The sequence below is a fragment of the Pseudomonas sp. GW821-FHT09H03 genome (genome assembly GCF_059415945.1).
Genome location: NZ_JBWKOF010000023.1, coordinates 1 through 12,304, shown reverse-complemented (window position 1 = coordinate 12,304; position 12,304 = coordinate 1). Strand labels below are relative to the sequence as shown.

Here is a 12,304-nt window from a genome sequence, read left to right as displayed (position 1 = left end):
CAAGAGATGGAAACGCAATGCCAACGCTGGGCGTTTTGCCTGAGCGGGCGGCGCGATTATCGAAGAAGAATAAGTGATTTGCCTAAAAAATTGTCAAGCGCAAAGAGACAATATTGAGACCCTCCTCGTCTTTTTACTCAAAAAGCTAACCCACTCCTCTATTGGAGGAAATCCAGGCAGGAGATTCGGTCTTGGGGGCTGTTGGCAACTTGCAGCGGTTCGCCCGCCTATAACGGCGTGCTGTCCAATGCCTGTGACAAGGCCCGTTTAATAACTCTTAAGGTTTGCTTAAGGACTTTAAATGCCGTTGGCGGACAGACTTTCCTGAACGATAAGGATTGCCGCCATGAACCCACAATCGGTTGACTCAGACACTCCATGCTCTCTTGCGCGACCGCTGGGATCGCTTTCCGGCTGGCAGGAGCGCCGCGCCAAGGAGCTGATGCTGCGTGACATGGACAACTGTGTGCGCATCGGCGAAATTGCCCAGCAATGCAACCTGTCACGCAGCCACTTCTCCCGCGCGTTCAAAAAGGTTACCGGTCACTCGCCTCAAGACTGGCTGTTGCGGATGAAGATTGAAAAAGCGAAACGCCTGCTGATCACTTCAATGGCAATAACGGACGTGGTTTATGAATGCGGTTTCGCCGATCACCCGCATTTCACCCGCACGTTCAGTCGCCTGGAGGGGGTGACACCGAAGGCCTGGCGCCACAACTTTCATCACGCCATCGCAAGCAGCCACTTTTTATCCAGCGCTGACTGGCGTGAGCGGCAAACTGAAACAAATCCGGGCACCTTGCTCGCTGTCCTGGACCACCAACGTCCCTCCGTGCGCGCCGACCACTGACCTGCAGATGGCCAGCCCCATGCCCATGCCACTGCCTTTGGTGGTATAGAACGCATCGAAGATCTGCTCGCGCTCTTGCGCGCCGACTCCCGGTCCGTTGTCCTGCAAGCAGACATGTACATAGTCACCTTCGACCGCTGAGTCGATGGTGATGCGCCCATCCGACGCTCCGGTTCCGGCGATGGCTTCCAGCGCATTGGTGATCAGGTTGTATACCACCTGCTGAATCTGCACGGCATCGACCCAAACCGAGCATTGCGCATTGAGCCGGGTTTCCAGCCGCACGTCGCGGTTCGCCAGGTCGGGGGCGGTCAAGCGCACGACTTCACCGATCAGATGGTCAATTTGCACCGGCAACCGTTGCAAAGGGGCCTGTTTGGCAAGCGCGCGGAGCGCCTGGATGATGTCGGTGGCACGGGCGCTGTCTGACCGGATGTCTTCCAGCCCCTGAATTGCCTCCTCCAAATCGGGCTGATCACGCTTGAGCCAACGCAGACTCGCCGAGGCATTGGCCAGGATACCCAGCAGCGGCTGGCTGATTTCATGGGCAATCGAAGCAGAAAGCTCACCCATGACTTTAAGGTGCGAACTACGCGCCAGTTCCGCCCGGGAACTGCGCAAATCCGCTTCCATCTGCGCGCGCAACTGGTTGTCCTCGACCAGTTGCGCATACAGCCTGGCCGTTTGCAGCGACACGGCGGCCTGGGAGGCGAGCATTTCAAGCATCGTCAGGCGCTCGGCGCTAAACAATTTGGGGAGCAGGCTGTTTTCGAGGTAGACCAGGCCGATCAATGTGCCTTGTTTGAGCAGCGGCAGGCACAACATGGAACGTGTCTGACGCTGTTGCAGGTCGGCGCTGTACGCCTCAGGACAGTCTGTCCGGGCATCGTCCAGCACCAGGGGCGTGCGCGTGCGCATGGTGGCGTTGAGCACTGCGAGCGGCGTCAGTTGTTCGAGTGACTGCTCGGCGTCCATGACGACCCGCACATTGCCGGCTTCGACAGTCGCGGCCGCCGCCAGTTGCAGTTGCGCGTCACTCACGATCATCAGCACACCATGGTCGGCACCCGCCTGAACCATCAGGTGAATCATCAGGGTTTCGACCAGCCGTTCGAGCAATACCTCCTGCGAAAGTGCACGCGCTGCCTCGATCCCCACTTCAAGATCGAGGCGAACCTGGGTCACAGGCCGGGCAGGCTCGAACGCCGGGGCTTCAACAATATTCGGATGCAAGGCCTCCAGTTGACGTGCCTTGCCATCAGCGCCCCACAGTTGGTAGCAATCACGCGCGACGTGCAGATGGTGAGTGGCACCCGATGCCAGCCCATTCGCCAGGCAGATATTGGCCAGCTGTTCATGGGCCAGCGCCTGCTCATGGATGAAACCGGCCGCCGCCGCCGCGATTTGCGACTGGTCGAAGCAGCGGATGGCAACCAGGTCCTGCCCGCGTAAACGGGCGATCACACCCTCAATCAGCAGAAGTTTGTTGCGGAAAGTTGTCGGGTTGAGCTCCACCCATTGCAGGAACCGCAGGCGTTGCTGCTCAAGTTTTTCCAGCTTCTCGGCCTCGTCGCCCGGCGCCTGCGCACTGCCCAGTGCCAGACTGTAGAACAGGTAGTAATCGGCCAGATTGATATGCGCCGGAATGGACCAGGCCAACGCGGCGGCCTCCTCGAAACGCCTCAACGCGTAAGCGATATCGCCAAAATAAAACGCAGACATGCCCGAATACAACCACGACCAGAAAAGCGTCGGTTGTGACACGCGAGTACGATCAATGGCGCCGAAACGGTCATGCTCCGTAACGTCCAGCTCGCCCAGCGGCCGATGCGGGCGCCCATCGCGCAGATCGATAGCAAACGCCTGTTGCGCCAGCAGGATGCGCTCGATGTCGACGTAATGAAACTGACTCACCCAGGCCAGGCCCCGGTCCAGCTCACTCAATACCCCTTGCAAGGGTTCGCCCATGAACAGCAGGTCAGAGCCGATGTGGTTGCAGGCATAACAGGACATACCCAGGTCGCCAGCGGCCTGGCCGCACTCCAACGCAGCGAAAGCCTTCTGCCGGGCATACGCCATGGGCCGGGTCCAGGGGCTGACCTGATCCAGAGCAACCAGCGTTCCTGTGCGCCCGGCTTCATAGCCATGCTTGTCAATGAGTTCCAGGGCGACCTCCGCGAAGGCCTGCCCGTCCACATATTCGCCAAAGCGCTCGGCAATCATCACCCCGAACCAGGAAAATCCGTAACCAACGCTCGGCGTGGTGCCATGCATCAGCGTGAGTTCGACCATTTTCGCCAGATGCAGCAAGCGGATGTCGTCATTGACGAACAACGAGGAAATCAGCGTACTGAGCAACTCCATAGCCGTCTCGATACGCGGATCGTCGGCCTTGGGTAAATCAAACAGTTCAGCAATACGGCGTGTGCCAACGAGTGTGCGCACTCGGGCAAACGCCAGGTCAAGCTGGTCCTGCGAAGGCCGGCGTTGCAGCGCAATGTCCAGCAGGCTCAGACCGTTCTGCGCCTCGGTGATCGCCCCTTCGTAATCGGAGTGCAGCGTGCGCAACGTAGCCCGCAAGCGATAAGTTTTCGCTCGGTCCAACGCGGTGGTGGCGTGAGCCAGGCAGTCATCGAGGCGACGCTGGGCGCCGGCCAGATCGGCCAACAGCATGTCGCAATCGGCCGCCAGCCATTGAGTGGTGAACGCCTGGGTGTACAGGCTCGACCAACCCGCCTGGCCGAGCAGGCATTCGGCGGTGCGCAGATACTCCACGGCTTGCTCTACCGCAGCGGTGTTCCTGGCGCGTTCAGCCGCTTCAATCAACAGTTCGACGAACGCGGCGCGGCGATGCGCCTCCAGTTCATTGGCGTCAATGCGCTTGATCTGGCTGGCGACTTCGAACACACGCTCATGGATCTGTTCATCCCAGTGATCAAGCATGACAGCGGCGATACGCGCATGCTCGGCCGCGCGCCCATTTGGCGCAGGCAATTGACAGGCTGCCTCAAGTACACGGTCGTGAGGAAACACCAGTTGCTCTTGCTCGCGCAGCAGAAAACCCGCATTGATCAGGCTTTGCACATCACGGGCGATCTGTTCCGGGTCGTGTGGCAACAGCCGATGCAGCAACGATTCATCACAGCGCCCACCGACGCATCCGGCCGTGCGCATCACTTCGCGTTCCATCGATGGCAGACGGTCGAGTCGCAGCACCATCAGGTCTGCGACGTTATCAGCGTAGCGATAACCGCCCACCTCTTCCTGGCTCCAGGCCCAGCGGCGTTCCTGCACGTCGAAGCGCACCAGGCGTTCCTCGATCAACGCCCGCAACACCTGGCTGACGAAGAGAGGATTGCCCGCCGTCTTGTAGTGTACGACTTGCGCGAGCGCCTCAATATTCTGAACGTCAGTGTCCAGTTCAGAGGCGATCAGTTGCGCAACCGCAGGGATCGACAATGGCCCCAACCTGACACTTGCGCAGGACAGCGATTGCCCACGGCCCAGCACCTCCAGCAATCCACCTTCACATTCCAGGGCCTGCGCCTCGCAATCGCGGTACGCCAGGATCAGCACCAGATGCCGGGGTGGCCGGGCGGCGAAGGCGCGCAGGAATGACAGCGTCGAATCGTCCGCCCACTGGACGTCATCCACAAACAGCACCAGTGGCCGTCCCGGCTGGGTGAAGACTTGCAGTACATCCAGCAGGGTCCGGTTGGCGCGATCGAGCGCATGTCGGGCCGACATGTTCGGCAGTTCAGACGTGGCACCAATGACCAGCTCGGCTTCGGGTACCAGTTCCACCAAAATCCGGCCCCTCCCCTTCAGCCGTTCGACCAATTGCTCACCCAGCGCCTCCAACTCCTGAGCTGGCTTGCCCAGCAACTGAGTCATCAGCGATCTGAAAATTTCCACCAATGGTGCATATGGAATTTCCTGCTGCAGGAGATTGCTTTTACCGCTCGCCCAATAACCGGGCGCCAGGGGGCGGACACCCTGATGGATCAGCGTCGACTTGCCGGCACCCGGTGCCCCCCCAACCAGCAGGCCCCGGGCGATGCCATCGCTGCGCACCTGATTCATCTGCTCTATCAGTTGCGTGCACTCGGCCTCTCGACCGAACAGAGCATCACCGGGGGTCACTGAAGGGAGCCCATCGAAGGCGCCCAGCCTAAACCCATCGATGCGCCCGTGCTCCCGCCACTGCTGCTGGCACCAGAGCAGATCCGCAGCCATGGATTCGGCGCACTGATAGCGGGCACCCGGCTCTTTCGCCAAGCCTTTGAGCAGCACTCGACAGATGCCTTCCGGCAGATCGACAACATGGATCGCCGGCGATTGCGGCTGGACGGCGGCGTGCACGTGCTGCCATTGAGACGCAGCGCGGGCTGTGAGGGGCAGGCGGCCAGTCAGCGCTTGATAAAGAATTGCGGCCAGGGCGTACGTATCACTGCGCGCGTCAAAACGGGGGGTCTCACGCTGTACTTGCTCGGGCGCCAGATACGGCCATTGTTCCAGGCAGGGCAACTCTGCGGCGTGAGCTTCCCGGGCATGGCTATGGAAACCCAGGAGCCTGACTGAATCGGCGGCGTCCACGATGAGGTGATGGGGTAACAGATTGCCATGTCGCGTGCCCGCTTTCTGGACGCTGGACAGCGCGTTGGCCGCCGCTACCGCAATGGTCAGCCAGCGCTCCAATGGCAGTCCTGTGTCACTGATCAGATCAACCAGCGGCGTTCCCGACACGGGATAGATCAGCAAAGGGCCCTCGGCCGAGCGGATTAACGAGACAGGGGCAATCGACCAGGCCAGGTCCAGGTGCAGGTGAAAATCGCGCTCCAACCGCTGGCACGTGGCAGGCTGCTGGATCGGAGCCCGGGCGCCGAGCCAGCGGGTGCCCGATTGCCTATCCTGAATCGCGAACCAGGTCAGGTCGTTTTCCCGGCGCAGCAATTCGAAGCTGCAACGTTCCAGCCAGGCTTCAACGCCGATGGCATCAGGATCACGGGAATTGGATGAAGTGAGAGAACTGCTGAGCATGAACAATCACCGCCAAAGATTCGTTTCAGGCTGAGGTCGCAGTATAGGCACGGCTTTTGGCTCAATGGATGCGTCCAGGCAATGATGTCCGCTACCGGCACTATGTTGGCCGTCGAGCGCCCCTCCTGTGGGTAGTTTCGCGCACTGAAATCACGGAGTGTTATCCCTCGGGATAATTGAATTATGCGCGGCTGTCCCCTAGCGTGTAGCCCTGATCAACAAAAGTGCACACATCACTTTCTTCAACACCTCAGTGCAGAGGTTTACATGATCCAACTCGGCCACACTACTATTTCCCTGGAACAGCGCGAAGCATTTCGTGATGGCCAGCCGCTGCGTGTTGGTGGTCGGGCGTTCGAAATACTCTTGGTGTTGATGCAGGCCGATGGCCGGATCGTCAGTAAAGATGAATTGATCACACAGGTATGGCCCGACACCGTCGTCGAGGAAAACAACCTTCAAGTGCAGATTTCCTCGCTACGCAAGTTGCTCGGAAAAAAAGAAATCATCCAGACGGTCCCGAGGCGAGGTTACCGATTATTGAAACAACGTGAACTCCCCCTGCCGCTGTTCCCTCCAGTCGTCCAGGCCTCTCTTGTGCCTGAGAGTCTGGCGACGATTGATCCTGACAGCGTGCCGGTGTTTATCGTCGACGATGAAGCGTCCGTGCGTACAGCGCTCAGCCGCCTGCTGCGGGCAGAAGGTATCGCACATCGGATATTCGCCTCGGCCGAAGAATTGCTCAGCGCTGACCTCGACATCGGCCCCGCTTGCCTGTTGCTCGATATAAGCCTGCCCGAAGCGACAGGCCTGGAACTGCAAACGGCACTCAGCCAACGTGGACATCCATGGCCAGTCATATTCATGACCGGTTTCGGTACCGTCCCGATGTCGGTGCAGGCCATGAAGGCAGGCGCGGTCGAGTTTCTGATCAAGCCTTTTAACGACGACCAATTGCTCGATACCCTGCGTACCACTCGCCAACGTGCAGCGACTGCATTCAAGCAATGGCAACGCATTCAAAGCGCCCGTCAACGCACCGGGTTGCTGACCCCCCGTGAACGCGAAGTGTTGCCGCTGATCGTTGAGGGTCTCTCCAACAAACATATCGCCAACCGGCTGGGGACCAGTGAAGTCACCGCCAAAGTCCACCGCAAACACATCATGGAGAAGATGCAGACGCGCTCGCTCGTCAGCCTGGTCAACCTGTATGGCTTGATTGCCGCAGAGGCACCGTTTGCCATGCAGGACTCTTCATGACGATCGACACTGGCAACTCCCCCCCGCCATCGTCCAGTGCCATGCTCATTGTCTATATCGTGGACGACGATAAATCGGTGCGCAAAAGCCTGGCTAATCTGCTCCGTTCGGCCGGATACCACTCAAGGGTATTCGCCTCGGGCGAAGAGTTCCTGGCCCTGGAAAACCTCGATGACGTAGCGTGCCTGCTGCTCGATCTGAAAATGATCGGTTTGTCTGGGATAGACGTCATGCGCGCGCTGTCGCTCAAGGGCAGAAAATTCCCCGTGATCTGCATGTCGGCAGATTGGGATGAAGCGACACTGGCCGAATCCTGCCGCTTCGAGCCCATCAAATGCCTGCGCAAACCCTTCAGCAGCGACACGCTGCTGAGCGCTGTCGAGTTTGCCCTTCAACATGGGCTCGGCCCCCGACTTATGCCAGCCTGAAGGATTTAGCTAATCTGCTGCGTGGAGCGGTTGGATCGACAGCCGATATCTGCCGCTCGCGACAGGCAGAAATCGGCCAGAAGTGGACACTCAGATACTCAACCGCGCACCAGATAAGCCCCTGAGGGAACCCGATATCGCAGCTTCTTACATTTGCCGGATGCGGGCTGATGCCCCGGCGGACGATCAGGAAACCAAATTCGGCATTTGCCCGGAGGCGGCATATGGCTGCGGGGAATCTCAACCTCAGCGTACACTCGCTCTGGCCCGACATTCGCCATTTGCAATTTTCCTTCGGGTCCGGCTTTGCCAGCCGTCGGTGCTTGCGCAACCCGATCTGTCTCTGCGCCAGCGAAGTTGCCAGCGTCGTGCCCAGTGATCGGAGTGGATTGTTCAGCAACGGCCTTTTCTGCTTCGCGGCGCCTTTGGGTCTCCTCTTCCAGCCCCTTCTGTACTGCGACCAGATCCTCTTTGGCATTGGGTGGGGTACCCGAAGATTGAGCCTGCTGCGCCGCCTGGATCAATTGGAAGTTACGGTTGCGCAACTCGACGTTGCGACCAACCCGCATGTTCGAGCGAGCCGCCAAGGTTTCAGCCTGCTGGTACTGCCCCTGCTGAAGACGCAACACACCGAGGTAATGCAGCGTTGCGGGATTGTTCGGCTGGATATGCAGAGCACGCTCCAACGTAGCGGCGGCCTGGTCCAGTTGGCCATTTTCATACTGCCGCGAGGCTGTTTCGATCAGGGTGGTTGATGCGCTGTTGCTTTGCGCGGGCGCTCTTCGCTCGGCAGCGACGGAACAAAACGACGCGACGGCGCAGAACACCAGGATGAGGCCCGGCAGAAAACTCTTGGTTGGCATCAGGGGGCTGACTCGACTGAACTCGGACGGCACTGCCGTAAAAACGGCCACAGCGCTGTTCGGCATTTCCGATACAGGGCCGCTATTGACCTGGCCAATACCCTGAAGTTCCTGCCGCAACGGCCGTCGCAACCAGTATCATTTTTTACCACCCCAACATCTAAACATGATTCTGTTGCTGCACTTCACGCGGGGCAGAAAACGGCCAAAAGCTGACGTAACCGTCGCATCATTGTTCTTGCTGAAGGCAGTGCTCCTCAATAAGCAGCAGATTAGCGTTAGTCACTCACATAGCGGTCTCGGCCTTGTTGTTTGGCCTGGTAAAGCAAAAGGTCGGCACGGATAAGCATGCCCTGAATGTTGTCTTCAGGCCCACGCCAAGCTGTGACACCTATGCTACAGGTGACGCCAATAGGTGTTCCGGCATAGTCCAGCGTCGAGTCGCGCAGGATTTGCAACAAGCGCTCGGCCATCGTATGTGCGCCCGTCAAATCGGTATTTGGGAGCAGGATGAGGAACTCTTCCCCGCCGATGCGGGCGACCAGGTCATGTTGGCGTACGGCTTGGTCAAGCAGCTGGGCAAAAAACTTCAGCACCTCATCCCCGCCGTCATGGCCGTAGGTATCATTGACCCGTTTGAAGTGGTCGATATCCAGCAGAAATATGCACAACGAACTGGGCGTACGCTGGGCCCTGACCAATTCCGCCTCTGCCAGTGCCATCGCCTCCCGTCGGTTGTAAAGCCCGGTAAGAAAGTCGCGAGTCGCCGCTCGATGCTGAATCCCGTAGGCGTCAATCAATTTTCCCGACAGCCAAATGATCAACAGCACACTGGCAAGCATGCCAACCAGCATCGACAACCCGAGACCATTCCAGCTCAGGAACAGTGACAGGAAACTCGGTGTCAGGATTTCACTATAGAACTGCAGGTGCAGGGCATGTTGAGGGTCCTCTATGTCTCGGACAAAACGCTCCTGGCCTTGCTCCTCTGAAATGTGTGTCGTGGGCCAGTTGGCGGCTGTGGCAGGTAGCAGGTCTGCCTTGTCGCCGGTGAAACGAATGTCGACATACAAGGGGGGGTTATGGCCGTGGCTCACGGCAACATGCACGACAAGCGCATCGACAAACGCCGGCCCGATCGCCGAACGCGGCGGCAGCGGTAACGGCTGTAACCGAGTCTGTGTTTCCCGTATCACTGCCTTACGCCCGCTGCAGCTGTAGCCTAGAAGTTGTCGACTGGTCATCTGAATGCCGCCCTTCGTCAGGCGCATTTGTGGTGCCAGCGGACTGGGCAAAGCCGCAACTTGATTTATGGGTACTCGCGATGTGTACTGAGTCAGCTCTTCGATACCTTCAGTCAGGGTCTTTGTAACGCGCTGCTGCTCGGCGATGGACTGGTCTGGCAGACACCCGGTCGGTAGGGGATTTGCCCGAAGCAGTGAAAGTTGCAGTTCATGGGTCGCCAGCTGGCGTACCAGAGTGTCATAGCCCCAGCTGCTTCGATGAGCCAGCAATGCTTGCTGCCCCTCTAATAGGAGAGCCCGCTGACGGTTATAGCGGTCGGCCACCCCGATAACGGCGATAACGATCAAGATTGCCCCTATAATCCAGCTGCCAACCTTGACGGCGCGCGCAGACTCGATTACCCACCTCATGATAGCCTCTCCAAAATGGCATTTGGGGAAACCTGTCTTGCGCTCCTGTTACCAAGCATTTGACCTCCTGCTCTCGCCAATGGGCTCGTTGGTTGCAGCATAGGCAGAGCGCAGGGCTCTCACTTCAAATTATTGTCCTTTGGCTGTACCCAACGACAACACGCAATAGATGAATCAACTGACGAACCACTTGGCCGGTTACAGTTCAGGCAGGCCTCACCATGCCGGGAGCGGGTCGACGATGTATTGGCGAAACTCTATAAGGTGATCCAGTTGGTGCAGGACCTCAGCAGTGAGATTCGATCACCGACTATTTCCGCGTAACAGGCATCCGACTCCCGGAATTTGACGACCAGTGACCGACCGTTTGTGGACGGGAGAATTCAACCTGGTGCGACAGGGCAACTTTGGGTCGACTGCAGCGCTTCGCGAAGGCAACAAACAGCCAATAGCGCCACGCTCGTCTCTTGCACCTCATACTGGGGACTAATGCAGCCTAACTTATTGTTTTTAAAAGAATATAACTACTTCAAAGTGTGGCAAAACACCCGCCTTTTTGTGCTTATGCAAACTGAAACTCGCGGCCTCCAGAGGAAGTTTTGCGCAAAAACCTCAAGGCGTCCTGCCGGTCGAACACAATCAACCTTTCGCAGTAGTGAATCACTAATGCATCGCTGGTATTCTCGCCGCCACGTTCGCCAGACATTAAGGGATGGAGGCGAAAATAAAAGCCCCGAAGCCCCGAAGCCCCGAAGCCGCGAACCTTCGGGGCTTTGCATTTCTGTGCGAAATAGCACTCCACTTGACCACCCGATTGCATTCGGCCTGACCAGGCATTTGCATTCGTTCTGACAAACGATTGCATCGGATTTGACCAGCACGCTTTAGCACCATGATCGGTAAAGAAGGGCCAGAAGCGGCCTGTGGACACCCTAATGGCGAAACAGTAGCTTATGTAGCTAGCGGGCGAGAAATACTCAACAGCGGTTCACCCAGCCCCTGCCGCGCTTCACTATGGACGATGTCGAGAAATGGGACCGAAAACTGAAGAGCTGATCTGCATTCTTGCTCAGCTTGCAATCCTGCTCGAAAGCGATGGAGACACCCATTGGAGCTTTTGGATACGTAAGGCAAGGGCACTATTGCTGGATTCTGATTACTTTGGAATTGAGTACCTATTGTCAGCCTACGGCGGAATGGGCTCATTAAATGATCTCATTCTTGGTCAAAGCTACGTCGACGGCGCCTTTTCCTGGAAGCCAGGTCATGTCGAGCTAAACGAAAGATTCATTGAGTTGCGCAACAAAGCCGAGCAGGTCGCTAACGCAATAAAACGGTCTCAAGCTTGATCTGGCACCTAAACAACGCCCCCGCAGCCGCGTTTGTGCATTCCCTTCGTGTCAATCCTTAGACGGCAGTAGATGAATCCAATTCTCGACACGGCAGCTAATGGACATCTGACACTCAGTTTCAACGAGTTGTCAGACTCTTGTTGGCTATCGTTAGCTAAAAACTTGATCCAACTTCAAGGGTTCAAACGATTGGGGTCACCTGTCATAGGCGTTGATGAAATTATTCACCAGAATTTCCAATGTGCTGAGTTCAGCCTCGCAGCCGGCTGGGACAACTGGTCTGGGCATTACTTGCTTTCAAACTCTGTGGCGGGCGATGTTTTTCTGCAAAAGCTATTCGACCAGCTCCGATCCTGACAGGCGACTCAAGTCATTCGCTCCGCTGACTGGGAATGCGAGCCCGGGGGGCGGGAATGACTGCAATGGGTCGGCTTCAGCCCTTCGCGCGCTACGTTGAAGTCGCAACGTATTCCATGATTCGGAAACCGGCTGCAGCGACCGCTGTATCACGTTTTGTCAGCCAATCTGTATCTAACGCGCACCCTCTGACTCCACTACTATCCCCTACTCTACCCAGGCACATCCCACCCGAGAGGCGCAAGCCGTTTTACGCTGACCTGACCCAACTTCCAATCCGTCACGTCTTCCTTTGGAGTTACGCCATGCCCGAGCTGTCCACCCTGCTGGCCTACGGTCTGATCTCACTGGCCATGGTGCTGACTCCCGGCCCGAACATGATCTATCTCATCTCGCGGTCGATCTGCCAGGGACGGATGGCCGGACTGATTTCCTTGGGCGGCGTGGCGTTGGGTTTCGTCGTCTATATGCTTTGCGCCGCCTTTGGCATCACGGCCCT

Annotated in this window: 8 protein-coding genes; 5 read left to right on the top strand and 3 right to left on the bottom strand. The window is 57.9% G+C overall.

Annotated elements, in window-relative coordinates; translation table 11 throughout:
• Nucleotides 1–346 precede the first annotated feature (346 nt).
• A complete protein-coding gene (locus tag AC07OG_RS24460) occupies nucleotides 347–850 on the top strand; it encodes a helix-turn-helix transcriptional regulator (RefSeq protein ID WP_495068322.1) in 504 nt (167 codons plus the stop codon).
• Here the strand turns inward: AC07OG_RS24460 and AC07OG_RS24455 are convergent.
• Nucleotides 749–5,803, bottom strand: coding sequence for a trifunctional serine/threonine-protein kinase/ATP-binding protein/sensor histidine kinase (locus tag AC07OG_RS24455; RefSeq protein WP_495068358.1), 5,055 nt, complete (start codon nucleotides 5,801–5,803; stop codon nucleotides 749–751). The two genes, AC07OG_RS24460 and AC07OG_RS24455, sit on opposite strands and share 102 nt — an antisense overlap.
• Nucleotides 5,804–6,157: 354 nt before the next feature.
• Between AC07OG_RS24455 and AC07OG_RS24450 the strand changes: the two genes are divergently transcribed.
• Both AC07OG_RS24450 and AC07OG_RS24445 read left to right on the top strand, forming a co-directional pair.
• Nucleotides 6,158–7,150 carry a response regulator gene (locus tag AC07OG_RS24450; protein WP_060543788.1) on the top strand — a complete coding sequence of 331 codons (993 nt, stop codon included), beginning with the start codon at nucleotides 6,158–6,160 and terminating at the stop codon, nucleotides 7,148–7,150.
• Nucleotides 7,151–7,191: 41 nt separating this feature from the next.
• Nucleotides 7,192–7,578 carry a response regulator transcription factor gene (locus tag AC07OG_RS24445; RefSeq protein ID WP_495068357.1) on the top strand — a complete coding sequence of 129 codons (387 nt, stop codon included), beginning with the start codon at nucleotides 7,192–7,194 and terminating at the stop codon, nucleotides 7,576–7,578.
• Between the two features lie 98 nt (nucleotides 7,579–7,676).
• Here AC07OG_RS24445 and AC07OG_RS24440 read toward each other — a convergent pair whose 3' ends face one another.
• Both AC07OG_RS24440 and AC07OG_RS24435 read right to left on the bottom strand, forming a co-directional pair.
• Nucleotides 7,677–8,441, bottom strand: a complete 765-nt coding sequence (locus tag AC07OG_RS24440) for a tetratricopeptide repeat protein (protein WP_495068321.1) — start codon at nucleotides 8,439–8,441, stop codon at nucleotides 7,677–7,679.
• A 278-nt stretch (nucleotides 8,442–8,719) separates the two neighbouring features.
• Nucleotides 8,720–10,096 carry a GGDEF domain-containing protein gene (locus AC07OG_RS24435; protein WP_495068320.1) on the bottom strand — a complete coding sequence of 459 codons (1,377 nt, stop codon included), beginning with the start codon at nucleotides 10,094–10,096 and terminating at the stop codon, nucleotides 8,720–8,722.
• Between the two features lie 1,031 nt (nucleotides 10,097–11,127).
• Here AC07OG_RS24435 and AC07OG_RS24430 point away from each other — a divergent pair.
• A complete protein-coding gene (locus tag AC07OG_RS24430) occupies nucleotides 11,128–11,445 on the top strand; it encodes a DUF6966 domain-containing protein (protein ID WP_495068319.1) in 318 nt (105 codons plus the stop codon).
• Nucleotides 11,446–12,110: 665 nt separating this feature from the next.
• On the top strand, nucleotides 12,111–12,304 hold a 194-nt coding region (locus tag AC07OG_RS24425), incomplete at its 3' end, for a LysE family translocator (RefSeq protein WP_495068318.1).